Source organism: Pelomonas sp. V22 (assembly GCF_030014915.1).
Lineage (GTDB): Bacteria > Pseudomonadota > Gammaproteobacteria > Burkholderiales > Burkholderiaceae_C > JAUASW01.
Genome location: NZ_JAGIXS010000001.1, coordinates 1,333,095 through 1,347,445, shown reverse-complemented (window position 1 = coordinate 1,347,445; position 14,351 = coordinate 1,333,095). Strand labels below are relative to the sequence as shown.

Annotated in this window: 13 protein-coding genes; 7 read left to right on the top strand and 6 right to left on the bottom strand. The window is 67.4% G+C overall.

Features of this window, described 5'->3' with window-relative positions; all coding sequences use genetic code 11:
• Positions 1 to 53 precede the first annotated feature (53 nt).
• Complete coding sequence (locus J7U46_RS06105) at positions 54 to 1,700, top strand: phosphoethanolamine transferase (protein WP_282823928.1); 1,647 nt, start codon at positions 54 to 56, stop codon at positions 1,698 to 1,700.
• On the opposite strand, the gene fabG is transcribed toward J7U46_RS06105, so the two are convergent.
• Together fabG and J7U46_RS06095 are read right to left on the bottom strand one after the other, a co-directional pair.
• Complete coding sequence (gene fabG, locus J7U46_RS06100) at positions 1,657 to 2,397, bottom strand: 3-oxoacyl-ACP reductase FabG (RefSeq protein ID WP_282823927.1); 741 nt, start codon at positions 2,395 to 2,397, stop codon at positions 1,657 to 1,659. The genes J7U46_RS06105 and fabG overlap by 44 nt on opposite strands.
• Complete coding sequence (locus J7U46_RS06095; RefSeq protein ID WP_282823926.1) at positions 2,394 to 2,975, bottom strand: YqiA/YcfP family alpha/beta fold hydrolase; 582 nt, start codon at positions 2,973 to 2,975, stop codon at positions 2,394 to 2,396. The genes fabG and J7U46_RS06095 overlap by 4 nt, the downstream gene beginning before the upstream one ends.
• Before the next feature lie 136 nt (positions 2,976 to 3,111).
• Between J7U46_RS06095 and J7U46_RS06090 the strand changes: the two genes are divergently transcribed.
• Entirely contained in the window at positions 3,112 to 5,832 is a 2,721-nt protein-coding gene (locus J7U46_RS06090; RefSeq protein WP_282823925.1) for a zinc-dependent metalloprotease, read from the top strand.
• Between the two features lie 186 nt (positions 5,833 to 6,018).
• Here J7U46_RS06090 and J7U46_RS06085 read toward each other — a convergent pair whose 3' ends face one another.
• Genes J7U46_RS06085 through J7U46_RS06070 form a run of 4 tightly spaced genes read right to left on the bottom strand, consistent with a single transcriptional unit; the run spans position 6,019 to position 10,259 of the window.
• Entirely contained in the window at positions 6,019 to 6,567 is a 549-nt protein-coding gene (locus J7U46_RS06085) for a GNAT family protein (RefSeq protein ID WP_282823924.1), read from the bottom strand.
• A 5-nt stretch (positions 6,568 to 6,572) separates the two neighbouring features.
• The gene (gene mpl / locus J7U46_RS06080) at positions 6,573 to 7,946 is read right to left on the bottom strand and encodes a UDP-N-acetylmuramate:L-alanyl-gamma-D-glutamyl-meso-diaminopimelate ligase (protein WP_282823923.1); all 1,374 of its coding nucleotides are present in this window, start codon (positions 7,944 to 7,946) and stop codon (positions 6,573 to 6,575) included.
• A 15-nt stretch (positions 7,947 to 7,961) separates the two neighbouring features.
• Positions 7,962 to 9,245 carry a glutamate-1-semialdehyde 2,1-aminomutase gene (hemL, locus tag J7U46_RS06075; RefSeq protein WP_282823922.1) on the bottom strand — a complete coding sequence of 428 codons (1,284 nt, stop codon included), beginning with the start codon at positions 9,243 to 9,245 and terminating at the stop codon, positions 7,962 to 7,964.
• 30 nt (positions 9,246 to 9,275) lie between these two features.
• On the bottom strand, positions 9,276 to 10,259 hold the full coding sequence (locus tag J7U46_RS06070; protein ID WP_349239483.1) for a bifunctional hydroxymethylpyrimidine kinase/phosphomethylpyrimidine kinase: 984 nt from the start codon (positions 10,257 to 10,259) through the stop codon (positions 9,276 to 9,278).
• Positions 10,260 to 10,467: 208 nt separating this feature from the next.
• Between J7U46_RS06070 and J7U46_RS06065 the strand changes: the two genes are divergently transcribed.
• The 5 genes from J7U46_RS06065 to J7U46_RS06045 all read left to right on the top strand — a co-directional run bounded on the left by J7U46_RS06065 (position 10,468) and on the right by J7U46_RS06045 (position 14,327).
• A complete protein-coding gene (locus J7U46_RS06065) occupies positions 10,468 to 10,620 on the top strand; it encodes a rubredoxin (protein ID WP_133604594.1) in 153 nt (50 codons plus the stop codon).
• Positions 10,621 to 10,683: 63 nt separating this feature from the next.
• Positions 10,684 to 11,088, top strand: a complete 405-nt coding sequence (locus tag J7U46_RS06060; protein WP_282823921.1) for a response regulator — start codon at positions 10,684 to 10,686, stop codon at positions 11,086 to 11,088.
• Between the two features lie 25 nt (positions 11,089 to 11,113).
• Entirely contained in the window at positions 11,114 to 11,479 is a 366-nt protein-coding gene (locus J7U46_RS06055) for a response regulator (protein WP_282823920.1), read from the top strand.
• Between the two features lie 4 nt (positions 11,480 to 11,483).
• Entirely contained in the window at positions 11,484 to 12,005 is a 522-nt protein-coding gene (locus J7U46_RS06050) for a chemotaxis protein CheW (RefSeq protein ID WP_282823919.1), read from the top strand.
• 36 nt (positions 12,006 to 12,041) lie between these two features.
• Positions 12,042 to 14,327, top strand: a complete 2,286-nt coding sequence (locus J7U46_RS06045; RefSeq protein ID WP_282823918.1) for a methyl-accepting chemotaxis protein — start codon at positions 12,042 to 12,044, stop codon at positions 14,325 to 14,327.
• Positions 14,328 to 14,351 lie beyond the last annotated feature (24 nt).

The window sequence follows — 14,351 nt, the reverse complement described above, 5'->3', positions numbered from 1 at the left end:
ACCACTGCGGGCCCTCGGGTGCACGGCGTTGCGCTGCTGTGCCGGCCGTTCCAATGCGCGCTGTCGATCGTCTCAAGTTCGTGCTGCTGGGTCTGCTGCTCTGGTTGCCGGGCCTGGCGACGCCGGCCCTGGTGCAGGGGCTGGAGTCTGGTGAGTTGCTGGCCGTCGTGCTGCTCACGTTGTTTGTGCTTGCGCTGCCGCTTTGCGTGATCCGCAGCCTGCGCTGCTATTTCCTGCTGTGGGCGCCCGTGGTGCCGCTGATTCCGGTCTATGTCTTCCTGTGCGCCTACTACCGCAGCGTGCCGGGCGACGTGCTGATCTCGGCGGCGCTGCATACCGATTGGCGCGATTCGCTCACCATGGTCGCGGCCTTTGGCTGGAAGCTGTTGTGGGTCCCCGTCGTGACACTGGCCTATCTTGGCCTGAGCTGGAGTCTGGGGGCCTCTGCACGCTGGCCCTGGCGCAAGCCCACGCTGGCCCTGGTGCTGCTGTACGCCATGGTGGGCCTGCTGGGCCGGCAGGACCTGGCCCAGCACGTCAAGCTGCCGCCGCTGTTTGATGCGCAAACGGCCAACCTCGTGTTTCCGGTCAATGTGCTGCTGTCACTGCAGCGCAGCCTGGCGCGTGACGGCCAGCAGAGGCTGACCGCCAGCGTGCAGGGCCGCAGCCAGGACCAGCAGGCCTTGCTGGTGGTTCTCGTGATCGGCGAAAGCGTGCGGCGCGATCACCTCAGCCTCAACGGCTATGCGCGCCCGACCACGCCCTGGATGGACCGGCATCGAGACGAGCTGATCTCCTTCCGCGACGTGGCCTCGACGGCGCAGTGGACCGCGGCTGCCGTGCCGCGCATCGTGACCCGCCAGGTCGCGGGCGGCCACGCCTCCCTGATCCAGACCTTCAAGGAAGCGGGGTTCAAGACCGCCTGGCTGTCGAACCAGGAAGTCACCGATCTGAGCCGCGCGGCGGACGTGTTGGATCATTCGACCGACAGCCAGGACTTCCACTTCCGCAAGGACACCAGCCTGCTGCTGCCGTTCCAGTCGTTCGTCCGGCAGGGCGGTCCCCGGCAGTTGGCGGTGCTGCACATGATGGGCAGCCATTTCCCCTACGAGGAGCGCTACACGAACGAGGCTCGCGTGTTTCGCCCGACGCTGAGTGACAGCGGCGTGCCCGGACACCCTGAGGCGAGGCACAAGCGGGAGGCAATCAACTCCTATGACAACACGGTGGTGGCGCTGGACCAGTTCATGGCGCGCCTGACCGGTACGCTGCGGGCCGAGCAACGGCCGGTGCTGATGCTCTACACCTCGGACCATGGCGAAAGCCTGTTCGACGACCAGGACCAGCTCTTCATGCATGCGCGGCCCACGCCCAGCTGCCAGGACCTGGAGGTGCCCCTGCTGGTCTGGGCCAACGAGGCCTATCGCCGCGACCGTGGCCGGCAGATGGCTGCCTTGCAGGCCAACCTGGACCGCAAGATCAGCCATCGCGATGTCTTCCCCACGGTGCTGGACCTGGCGGGCATTGCCTGGCTCGGCCAGACGGAGGCCGACAGCTTTGCTTCGCCGGTCTTTGTGGAAAAGCCGAGACCGCTGACCGACCTTTACGGCCGCCCCTCCAAGACCTACGACGAGCTGTGCCGCGCCGAAGCGCCGCTCAGACCGTCATCCCGCCCGACACCTCCAGCACCGCGCCATTGACATAGCTGGCCTCGTCGCTGGCCAGGAAGGCGTAGACATTGGCGATCTCCTCGGGCTTGCCGAGGCGACGCAGCGGCACATGGGCCTGCATCTCGTCGATGACCTTCTGCGGGATGGTGCCGAGGATGGGGGTCTCGATGAAGCCCGGCGCCACGGCATTGACGCGCACGCCCTTGGGGCCCAGTTCGCGGCTCCAGGTCTTGGTAAAGCCGATCACGCCGAACTTGGTGGCCGCGTAGTTGGTCTGGCCGAAGTTGCCGTAGATGCCCACCACCGAGCTGGCGTTCAGGATCACGCCGCCGCCTTGGGCCACCATGGTGTCGGCCACGGCTTGGGCGCAGTGGAAGACGCCGCGCAGGTTGACGTCGATCACCGCATCGAACTGCGCCAGCGTCATCTTCTGCAGCCGTGCGTCCTTGGTGATGCCGGCGTTGTTGACCAGCACGTCGATGCGGCCATGCCGGGCCAGCACGGCGGCCACCATCAGGTCCACCGAGACGCGGTCGGTCACGTCCACCGTGTGGCCCTCCGCCGCGGCGCCCAGCTTCTGGCAGGCCTCGACCGCGGCTTCCACGCCCTCGGGCTTGAGGTCGCAGACGACCACGGTTGCGCCCTCGCGGGCGAACTTCAAAGCGGTGGCGAGGCCGATGCCCTGGGCGGCGCCGGTGATGATGCAGATCTTGTTGGCGAGTCTCATAGCAGCAGGAAGTCCGTCAGTTCTTGGAGGTAGTCGTCGAAGTCGGCGAGGCCATGGTCGCTGCCTTCCAGCAGCTTGATGCGGCAGGGCGCGTAGCGGGCGTGCATCTCGCGCCAGTCCAGCACCTCGTCGCCTTTGGCGATGACGGCCAGCAGGCGCTCAGGATGCGCCAGCTCGCCAACGGCCAGCTGACGCAGCTCGTCGACGAATTCGGCGCGGAAGAAGAAATGCTCGTCCGGGTTCTGCCAGCAGCTCTGCTCGCCGATGTAGGCGGCCAGGTCGCGGGCCGGGTCGACGGCGGGGTTCAGGAGCACGGCGCGGCAGCCGCGCTGCTGGGCCACATGGGTGGCATAGAAACCGCCGAGCGAGCTGCCCATCACGGCCATGCTCTCGGCCGGCCAGTCACCGGTCAGCTGCTGCACCAGGGCCATGGCCTCGCGCGGCGAGGGCGGCAGTTGCGGGCAGGCGAACTGCAGGTCGGGGCGCTGCTTGGCCACCCATTGCGCCATGCGCCGCGCCTTGGCCGAGGCCGGCGACGAACGGAAGCCATGCAGGTAGAGCAGGTGGGTGGCGCGCATGGCGGGCAAGTCTATGCGACGAAGCGTGGATTTCCGGGGCCGGGCCACGTTGGCCTCGATTGACGCCGGCGCTCGTCGCAGCGAGAGTTGCGCCTTCGCCCTGGCGACCTGTCCTGAACAAAGAAGGAATGACCGAATGAAGCTTTCGTCTGCCTCGCCCCTGAGCCTGTCGGCCATCGCCGCCGCCGTGGCCCTCTTGAGCGCCTGTGCCACCACGGCACCGACCACCGCGCCCACTGCCGCCGCCACGCCGGCTGCCGCTCCGGTTGCTGCTGCCGCTGCCGCATCGGCCGCCTCGGGCGCCGCCCCCACCGCCGCCGCTGCACCGCGCCCGCCGGCCGACCCGACCGCGCCCAAGCCTTTTGCCGACGTGATCAAGGACGCCAAGCAGCAGGACGGCCTCATCCCGATCTGGCGCAAGGACGAGAAGGTCTGGCTCGAAGTGCCCAAGGCCCTGCTCGGCAAGCCGCTGCTGTTCACCGTCAATGTGGCCAATGCCGTCGGTGAGCGCGGCCTCTACGCCAGCCAGATGTCGGGCGACTGGATGATCGAGTTCCGCCGCGTCGGCAACCAGATCCAGCTGATCGCGCCCAACACCAAGTTCCGTGCCGTGTCCGACCAGGGCTCGGCCCGCGCCATCGAGCAGGCCTTCTCGCCGAGCCTGATCGCCTCGGCAGCGGTCGCGAGCGCCGAGCATCCGACCCGCAAGTCGGTGCTGATCGATGCTGGCTTCCTGTTCAGCGACATTGCCGGCTATTCCACCAACCTGGAAATGGCCTACCGCCTGCCGTTCGCGCTGGACCGCGCCAACTCCTCGTTCGAAAGCACCCGCGCCGAGAAGGAGCTCTCGACGCTGACCACGCGCATGCACTTCGCCACGGCGCGCATCCCGGCACCGCCGCTGATGCCGTCGCCGATCCCGACGCCCACGCCGCCGCGCGCCACGCCGGATCCGCGCAGCCTGTTCGTCAGCTTCGTCTACAGCTTCGCGGCCCTGCCCGAGCAGCTGATGGCCACGCGCGCGGCCGACCCGCGCCTCGGCCATTTCGCCGAGAGCTTCACCGACCTGGGCGGCGACATGAAGGCCGCCAACCGCGTGCACTACATCCACCGCTGGCGTCTGGAGAAGAAGGATCCGGCGGCGGCGCTGTCCGAGCCGGTCAAGCCCATCGTCTACTGGATGGACAAGAACATCCCGGTTCGCTATCGCGCCTCGGTCGAGGCTGGCATCACCGAGTGGAACAAGGCCTTCGAGAAGATCGGCTTCAAGAATGCCGTCGTGGCCAAGCAGCAGCCCGACGACGCCGACTGGGACAACATGGACGCCGGCCATGCCTCGATCCGCTGGTTCGTCGGCGCTGACGTGGGCTTCGCCATCGGCCCGAGCAACACCGACCCGCGCACCGGTGAAATCCTCGATGCCGACATTGGCATGAGCGACGTGTTCTCGCGCGGCTCGCGCCGCCTGATCGTCGAAGACATCGGCAAGAGCGCCGACCTGCCACTGGGCCGCCTGGGCCACAGCCACGACGAGGCCGCGTTCTGCAACTACGCCCATGAGGCCGCCGCCGACATGAGCTTTGCGCTCGACGTGCTGGAAGCCCGTGGCGAGATCGCGCCCGACAGCCCCGAGGCCGAGGCCTATGTGCAGTCGGTGATCAAGGACACGATCATGCATGAGGTGGGCCATACGCTGGGCCTGAAGCACAACTTCAAGGCCTCGACCACGGTCACGCAGGCGCAGCTGAAGGACAAGGCCTGGACCGACAAGAACCCGATCTCGGGTTCGGTGATGGACTACAACGCCGTCAACCTGGCACTCAAGGGCGAGGCACAGGCGGCCTACAACCCGCACACCCTCGGCCCCTACGACTACTGGGCCATCGAGTACGCCTACAAGCCGATTGCCAAGGATCAGGAAGCGGCCGAGCTGGCCAAGATCGCCGGCCGCAGCACCGAGCCGCAGCTGGCCTATGCAGACGACCAGGACGCCGGCGGCTTCGGCGCCTACGACGGCATGGACCCGCTGGCCAACCGCTTCGACCTCGGCGACGACCCGCTGGCCTATTACAAGAAGCGCTTCAAGCTCTCGCAAGAGCTGTGGGCGCGTGTGCAGGACCGCAAGCCGCAGGTTGGCGACGACCCGCTGCGCCAGCGCCGTTCGCTGATGGCGGGCTTCTCGCAGCTGGCCCGTGCAGCCGAGCTGGTGGGCAAGTACGTGGGCGGCATGCACGCCGTGCGCGACCTGCCGGGCAGCACCGGCCGCGCCAGCTTCACGCCGGTCGATCCGGCCAAGCAGCGCGAGGCTCTGCAGTTCCTGTCGACCGGCCTGTTCAGTGTGGACTCGTTCAAGTTCCGCCCCGAGTTCCTGGCCTCGCTGACGCTGGACTACAACGAGGGTGATCGCGGCGTGCCGCTGAACATCCCGGCCGCTGTGGCCCGCATCCAGACCGGTGCCATGGACCGCCTGCTCGCGACGAACACGGCCACGCGCCTGCTGGACATGCCGAGCTACGTGCCCGAAGCCAAGCGCCGTGGCCTGATCTCGCTCAGCGAGGTCTACCTGACGCTGCAGAACTCGGTGTGGTCCGAGCTGAAGAGCGGCGCCGAGATCGACCGCCTGCGCCGCAACCTGCAGCGCGAGCACCTGAAGCGCGTGCAAGCCCTGCTGACGCGCGGCTCGGCCACGCTGCCGCCGGATGCGCTCAGCCTGATGCGCCTGCATGCCACGCAGCTGCAGAGCGAGTTGCGTGCGGCTTCGGCCAAGGGTGGCTTGTCGGTGGAAAGCCGCGCCCACCTGGCGGAGAGCCTGAACAGCCTGAGCGAGGCGCTGCGGGCGACGATGAGCCGCAGCTGATTGGTTTGGTAGTGCTCAGGAAGGCCCGCTTCGGCGGGCCTTTTTGTTTGCGACGATTGCTCGGGGACTGGCCTCAACCACCAAGGTGGCGTGCGCCTGCTACTTCCGCTGTGCATTTCGGATCGCTCAGCCTTGCCACAGCTGAAGCCGGCACGGCCTTCGCAGACTACCTCCAGCGCCCAGCGTTCAGCGCGCCCTGGCTTCCCACTCCGGCCTGATCAGCCCGAAGGTATTCGCATCCACCGGCTGCCCGCCCACATAGAGCAGGCCGCGCGCCAGTGCTTCATGCTGGAAGCCGATCTTCTCGGCCACGCCGCGTGAGGCGCCGTTGTGGACCGAGACCGTGCACTCCAGCCGGTAGACCTGCTGGAAGTTCTCGAACAGGTAGTCGACCAGCAGGCGCGCGGCCTCGCCGGCATAGCCCTGGCCGCGCAGCGTGGGGTCGAAGATGGTCCAGCCGATTTCGCGGGCCGTGGTGTAGCGGCTGCGGGCGCGGAAGTGGACGACGTTGCCGATCACGCGCTGCTGCGGGTCGCGGCGGTCGCAGATCAGCAGCATCTCGTACTCGTCCGACGAGAACCCGTTCTCGCCGAACTGCTTGGCGAGTTCGCCCGGAGCGCGCATGCGCTTGGGCAGGAAGTCGCCGCGCGCACCGGGGTCGGCAGCCATCTTGATCAGCAGCGGCAGATCGGCTTCGGTGGCATGGCGCAGGCCGATTCGTTCGCTGAGGATCATTGCGGTCAGGCCTTCTTTGAGAGCGCGTCCAGCAGCTTCTGGTGGATGCCACCAAAGCCGCCATTGCTCATGCACAGGATGTGGTCGCCGGGCTTGGCAGCCTTCACGACCAGGGCCACCAGCGCGTCCGCATTGGCACCGACCAGGCCTTGCGCGCCCAGCGGCAGCAGGGCCTCGGCGGCGTCCCAGGACAGGCCGTCCTGGTTGCAGAAGCTCAGGTCGGCCTCTTCCAGCGCCCAGGGCAGTTGGGCCTTCATCGTGCCCAGCTTCATGGTGTTGGAGCGGGGTTCGAACACGGCCAGGATGCGCTCGGCCGGGGCGATGCGGCGGCGCAGGCCGTTGACCGTGGTGCGGATGGCGGTGGGGTGGTGGGCGAAATCGTCATAGACCTTCACGCCCCCAGCCTCGCCGCGCAGCTCCATGCGGCGCTTGACGTTCTTGAACTCGCGCAGCGCGGCGGCCGACTGCTCGGGCGTGACGCCCAGGTGCTCGGCGGCGGCGATGGCGGCGAGCGCGTTCAGCTGGTTGTGTTCGCCGGAGAGTTCCCACTCGACACGGGCCACCTTGAGGCTGCCGCGCAGCACGTCGAAGGCCTGCGGCTCGCCGCGTGCACGCAAGAGGCCCGGCTCTTCCTTGCGGCCGCCAAAGCGTTGGACCTCGCTCCAGCAGCCTCGGGTCAGCACACGTTGCAGCGCTTCCTCGCGGGCATTGACAACGAGGCGGCCCGATGCCGGCACGGTGCGCACCAGGTGGTGAAACTGGGTCTCGATGGCGGCCAGGTCGGCAAAGATGTCGGCGTGGTCGAACTCGAGGTTGTTCAGGATGGCGGTGCGCGGGTGGTAGTGGACGAACTTGCTGCGCTTGTCGAAGAAGGCGGTGTCGTACTCGTCGGCTTCAATCACGAAGGGCGCGCCGCTGCCCAATCGGGCGGAGACGCCAAAGTTCTCCGGCACGCCGCCCACCAGGAAGCCCGGCTTGAGGCCGGCATGCTCGAGGATCCAGGCCAGCATCGAGGTGGTCGTGGTCTTGCCATGCGTGCCGGCCACGGCCAGCACATGGCGGCCTTGCAGCACATGCTCGGCCAGCCATTGCGGCCCGCTCGTGTAGGGCAGGCCGGCGTCGAGGATGGCTTCCATCAAGGGGAAGCGGCCTTCGCTGGAGCGCGTCACCACATTGCCGATCACGAACAGGTCGGGCTCGAGTTCGAGCTGTTCGGCACCGAAGCCGCTGATCAGCTCGATGCCCAGTTGCTCCAGCTGGGTGGACATCGGCGGATAGACGTTGGCATCGCAGCCGGTGACCTTGTGGCCGGCTTCACGCGCGAGTGCCGCCAGGCCGCCCATGAAGGTGCCGCAGATGCCGAGGATGTGGATGTGCATGGCCTGGCCCCGCGATCAGCGCAGCGCGGCGCGCGCGGCCGCCAGCGTGGCGTCCAGGTCGGCCTGGCTGTGCGCGGCGGACACGAAGCCGGCCTCGTACAGCGCCGGCGCGAGATAGACGCCGGCCTCCAGCATGCCGTGGAAGAAGCGGTTGAAGCGCTCCTTGTCCGTGGTCATCACGGTCTGGTAGTTCTGCGGCAGTTCGTTCATCAGAAAGAAGCCGAACATGCCACCTTGCGAGTCGACGCTGAAGGGCACGCCGTTCTCGTCCGCCACCTTCTTGAGGCCATTGACCAGATACTGGGTCTTGGTCGACAAGGCCTCGAAGAAGCCCGGTTTCTGGATCTCGCGCAGCGTGGCCAGGCCGCAGGCGGTGGCCACCGGGTTGCCGGAAAGCGTGCCGGCCTGGTAGACGCCGCCCAGCGGCGCCAGGTGGGCCATGATCTCGCGACTCGCGCCGAAAGCGGCCAGCGGCATGCCGCCGCCGATGACCTTGCCGAACACCGACACGTCGGGCTTGAAGCCCGGCAGCAGCGAGGCGTAATGGCCTTGCGCCGAGTGCAGGCCGACGCGGAAGCCGGTCATCACCTCGTCGAACACCAGCAGGGCGCCGTACTCGGTGCACAGCTCGCGCAGGCGCTTCACGAAAGGCAGGGCGGCACGCACGAAGTTCATGTTGCCGGCGATCGGCTCGATGATCACGCAGGCCAGTTCCTTGCCGTGGAGCTGGAAGGCTTCTTCCAGCTGCTCGACGTTGTTGTACTCGAGCACCAGCGTGTGCTGGGCCACCTCGGCCGGCACGCCGGCGCTGGTCGGGTGGCCGAAGGTCGCCAGGCCCGAGCCGGCCTTGACCAGCAGGGAGTCGGTGTGACCGTGGTAGCAGCCCTCGAACTTGATGAACTTGCTGCGGCCGGTGGCGCCGCGCGCCAGGCGGATGGCGCTCATCGTGGCCTCGGTGCCCGAGGACACCAGGCGCACCTGCTCGATGGACGGCACCAGCTTGATGATCTCCTCGGCCAGCTCGATCTCGCGCTCGGTTGGCGCACCATAGCTGAAGCCCTCACGGGCGGCCGACAGCACGGCCTCCAGCACGGCCGGGTGGCCATGTCCGAGGATCATCGGGCCCCAGGAGCCGATGTAGTCGATGTAGCGCTGGCCTTCGGCGTCGAAGATGTAGGCGCCATCGCCCTTGGTGATGAAGCGCGGCGTGCCGCCGACGGCGCGGAAGGCGCGGACCGGCGAATTCACGCCGCCAGGGATCACGCGCTGGGCGCGCTCAAACAGCGATTGATTGCTCATGGGGAACGGTACTCGGAACGGGTTCTGGGTTCAGTGCATGCGGCGCGGCGCGCGGCTCGCGGGTTCGGCCGGGGCTTCTTCCTCGGCTTCCTCGTCTTCGATAGGCATGGTGATGGCCAGCGGGTTTTCGCCCTCGAGCTCGCCTTCCTCGCCTTCGGGCGGCAGGGCCCAGAAGAAGCGGTCGGGGATCACATTGCCCATGCCGGGGCGGAAACCCGCGTCCAGCGACTGGTCCAGGAAGGCCAGGGCCTCCCCCACGGCCTCGTGCGGCTCGGCGCCCACGGCCATCAGGGCGGCCAGCGAGCTGGACAGCGTGTCGCCGGCGCCAACGAAGTTGACCTCGAAGCGCTCGAACTTCTCGCCGGTGATCGGGCCTTGCGGATTGGCCAGCACGTTGTCAACGAACTGGTTGGGCAGGCTGATGCCGGTCACCAGCACCTGCGTGGCGCCATGCTGGCCGGCCGCCACGGCCAGCTCGCGGGCCGAGGCCGGGCGCTCGCTGTCCCAGTCGGGCAGCAGGAAGTCGGTCAGGGTCTTGTGGTTGCCCACCAGCACCGAGGTCTGGGGCAGCACCAGTTCGCGGAAGGCGTCCAGGTAGCTTTGCTGCTGCTCTTCATCCAGCCAGGAGATGGCCGGCAGGTAGGCCACCAGGGGCACGTCGGGGTAGTCGCTGAGCACCTCGGCCACGGCGCTGACACCCTCGGCGCTGCCGAGGAAGCCGACCTTCCAGGCGGAGATGGTGATGTCTTCGAGGATGCTGCGGGCCTGCTCGACGATGGTGTCGCTGTCCAGGACCTGCTGGTCGAAGACCTCGGCCGTGTCGCGCAGCAGCACGGCGGTGACCACGGGCAGGCAGTGGGCGCCCATGGCGGCAATGGTGGCAATGTCGCAGGCCAGGCCGCTGGCGCCGCTGGGTTCGCTGGCGTTGAAGGACATCACGCAGGCCGGCGATTGCGCCTCCTGCTCCTCTGGCAGCGCGGACTCGGCGCCGGCGGGGATTTCGGTTTTGCTCATGGTGCGGCGCGGGTTGTAGGCGGGTTGAGCGGCGGGCCGCAGGCGGCTTTTTCGCCACGTTGGCGGCCAGTTTGCCGGTAAAAATGCACGGCCTCCTGAGCCGCCACATGCGGGCTTTCTCTCTCTATAAGAGGCCCGACAGGCGTGGCTACAATCTTTGGCATTGTAGTGATCTGACAAACCCATCGTGAGCGAACCTAGTACCTGGATGTGCCTGATCTGCGGCTGGATTTATGACGAAGCCGCCGGTGACCCCGAACACGGCATTGCCCCCGGTACCGCCTGGGCCGACGTGGACATGAACTGGACCTGTCCCGAATGCGGCGCCCGCAAGGAAGACTTCGAGATGGTGCGCATCTGATCGTCTGATCGATCAGCGCCTCATTCCCGGGCTGCGGCCCTAGCATGTCGAGGAGAACCCAGCTTGGATGTTTCTGCTCCCCAAGGCGCGCCCGCCAGCGTCAAGGTGCTGGTCATCGATGACAGCAACACCATACGCCGCAGCGCCGAGATCTTCCTCAAGCAGGGCGGTCATGAGGTGGTGCTGGCCGAGGACGGCTTCGATGCGCTGTCCAAGCTCAGCGACTACCACCCCGACCTCGTGTTCTGCGACATCCTGATGCCGCGGCTCGACGGCTACCAGACCTGCGCCATCATCAAGCGCAACCCCCATTTCGCTGCCGTGCCGGTGATCATGCTGTCCAGCAAGGACGGCCTGTTCGACAAGGCGCGCGGCCGCATGGTCGGTTCGCAGGACTACCTGACCAAGCCCTTCACCAAAGACCAGCTGCTGCAGGCCGTGCAGTTGCACCGCCCCACCGCTGCCTGAGGCGGCCGGCACCGAGGAGAACCCCATGTCTATCCAGAAGATCCTGCTTGTCGACGACTCCAAGACCGAGTTGCACTACCTCAGCGAGATGCTGGTCAAGCGCGGCTTTGCGGTGCGCACGGCCGAGAACGGCGAGGAGGCCATGGTGCGCCTGGCCGAGGAAAAGCCCGACCTGATCCTGATGGACGTGGTGATGCCCGGCCAGAACGGCTTCCAGCTGACCCGTGCGATCACCCGCGACGAGCGCTTCACCGACGTGCCGGTGATCATGTGCACCAGCAAGAACCAGGAGACCGACAAGGTCTGGGCCACCCGCCAGGGCGCGCGCGACTACGTGGTCAAGCCGGTCAAGGCTGAAGAGCTGCTGGCCAAGATCAAGGCCCTGGGCTGACACCGTGGCCAACAAGGAAGCCCTGAAGGAACTCCAGCACCGGCTCGCCGAGCGCATGCAGGCGGCGCGCGAGCAGCCTGTCACTGCCAGCTGGCTGGCGGTCGAGGCGGCTGGCGTGGGCCTGCTGTTCTCGCTCGGCCAGGCGGCCGAAATCTTCACGCCCGTGCCCATGAAGGCCGTGCCCTATGCCGAGCCTTGGCTCGCCGGGGTGGCCAATCTGCGCGGCGGGCTCTACACGGTGGTCGACCTGGCCGCCTTCCTGGGCCTGCGCGAAGCGGGCTTGGCGGGCAGTGGCACCCGCCTGGTGACGCTCAATCCCGAGCTGCACATGAACTGCGCCCTGCAGGTCGACAAGTTGCTCGGCCTGCGTGGCAACGAGCAGCTGCAGCCGGATGCCGGCGAGCTGCCGGCCGGCCGGCCGCGTTATGCCGGCGCCCTGATGCGCGATGCCGAAGGGCGGCGATGGCAGGTGCTGGATCTGGAAGCGCTGGTACGCAACGAGCGCTTCGTACGAATCGTGGTCTGAACGGCGCAGCGTCGCCAAGCTGAACAAGAGGGTGTAATGAGCTTCCTGGACAAGATCAAGAACCTCGGCAAGGCCGACCAGCAGGCGGATCAGGACGACGAGCAGCACACGCTCAGTCCCTCCGGCCACATGCCGCTGGACAGCGGCAGCCGCCCGGAGTCGTCCATCATCTCGGAGGCCGTGCCGTCCGAGCAGCAACTGCCGCCCGAGTTCAACGAGACCGGCAGCTTTGCCTCCACTTCGGCCGTGAGCGACACCGTGATCGGTGCCGAGCGGGCCGAGGCCGTCAAGAAGAGCAGTGCCCGCAACCAGCGGGCGCTGACGGCGGCCGTGGCCCTGGGCCTGATCGGCACGGCCGCCGGCGTGACCTTCATCGTGGTCGGGGCCAACCAGACAGCCGCCCAGGTGCGTGCCACCGGCCAGGCCATGATGCAGTCGCAGCGCATGGCCAAGGCCGTGTCCTCGGCCATCATCGGCAGCCCCGGCGCCTTCACCGAGCTGCGCGAATCGGTGCAGACCATCACCAGCGTGACGAGTGCCCTGCGCACTGGCCAGGGTGATATCTCCATCGCGCCCACCTCGATGCAGCCCGACCTGGAAAAGCTGCAGCCCCTGGTCACTCGGGCCGAGAAGAGCGGCCGCCTGGTGATCGACCAGGAAAAGGTGCTGACCCAGGTGGGCACGGCGCTGCGCGCGATCAACCGCCAGTCGTCCGACCTGCTGGAGAGCGCCGAGGCTGCGGCCTCGCAAGGCCTGCAGGCCAATGCCTCGCCGGCCGAGATCTCGGCCGTGGGCCAGCTCGTGATGCTGACCCAGCGTATCGGCAAGAGCGCCAACGAATTCCTGACGCCTGAAGGCGTGAGCCCCGAGGCGGTGTTCCTGCTCGGCAAGGACTTGAACGCCTTCCGCGAAATCACCCAGGGCCTGATCGCCGGCAGCCCCTCGCTGCGCCTGCCCGGTGCCCGCGATCCGCAGTTCAAGGAACGCCTCAACACGCTCCTGAAGCAGTACGAGGACACCCGCATCCAGGCCGCTGCCATCCTGTCCAACCTGCAGGGCCTGGTGACGGCGCGTGATGCGCAGACGGCCATCCTGACCGACAGCGAACCGCTGCGCAAAGGCCTGGACGGCATCGCCCAGCAGTTGGAGGCCAGCGGTGGTGTGAAGCTCTGGCAACTGGTGCTGCTGCTGGGCTCGCTGACGGCCCTGGGCGTCGGCGCCGTGGGCTTCCTGCGCCTCTACGTGGCCGACCAGAAGCTGCGTGCCACGATGGCAGAAGAGCAGAAGGCCCAGGCCGAGGCCGAGCAGGCCGAGGCCAAGCGCGTCAACGACGCCAACCAGGCCGCCATTCTTCGACTGATGAACGAACTGCAAGCGGTCGCTGAAGGCGACTTGACGCAGCAAGCGACGGTGACCGAAGACATCACCGGCGCCATTGCCGACTCGGTGAACTACACGGTGGAAGAGCTGCGCAATCTGGTGACCCAGGTGCAGGGCACGGCCGCCCGTGTGACCGAGACCACCGGCCAGGTCGACCAGACCTCGACCGAGCTGCTCGCCGCCTCGACCGAACAGCTGCACGAGATCCGCGCCACCGGCGAGGCCGTGCTGCAGATGGCGGGCCGGATCAACCAGGTGTCGGGCCAGGCCCAGCAGACCGCCGAGGTGGCACGTGCTTCCCGGCAGGCCGCCGAGCAAGGCCTGCAGGCGATGCAGAACAACATCGCCGGTATGAACCAGATCCGCGACCACATCCAGGAAACCTCCAAGCGCATCAAGCGCCTGGGTGAGTCCTCGCAGGAAATTGGCGAGATCACCGAGCTGATCTCCGACATTACCGAGCAGACCAATGTGCTGGCCCTGAACGCCGCCATTCAAGCGGCGTCCGCCGGTGAAGCCGGCCGCGGCTTCTCGGTGGTGGCGGAAGAAGTGCAGCGACTGGCCGAACGCTCCGGGGACGCCACGCGGCGAATCTCGGTGCTGGTCAAGACCATTCAGACCGACACCCACGACGCCGTGGCCGCCATGGAGCGCTCCACGGTCGGGGTGGTCCAAGGTACCAAGCTGTCTGACGCGGCCGGTAACGCACTGGAAGAGATCGACAAAGTGTCGCGTCGCCTGGACGAGCTGATCGCGCAGATTTCGCAGCAAGCGCTGAGCGAAGCGCAGTCCGCCAACGAGGTGGCTTCGAACATCCAGCACATTTTTGCGGTGACCGAGCAGACCGGCGAGGGCACGCGCTCGACGGCCTCCATGGTGCATGAGCTCTCGCGTTCTGCGGAAGCGCTGCGTCAATCGGTGTCCCGCTTCAAGGTCGGCTGAAGCCCGGCCGCCCCCAAGCGAATA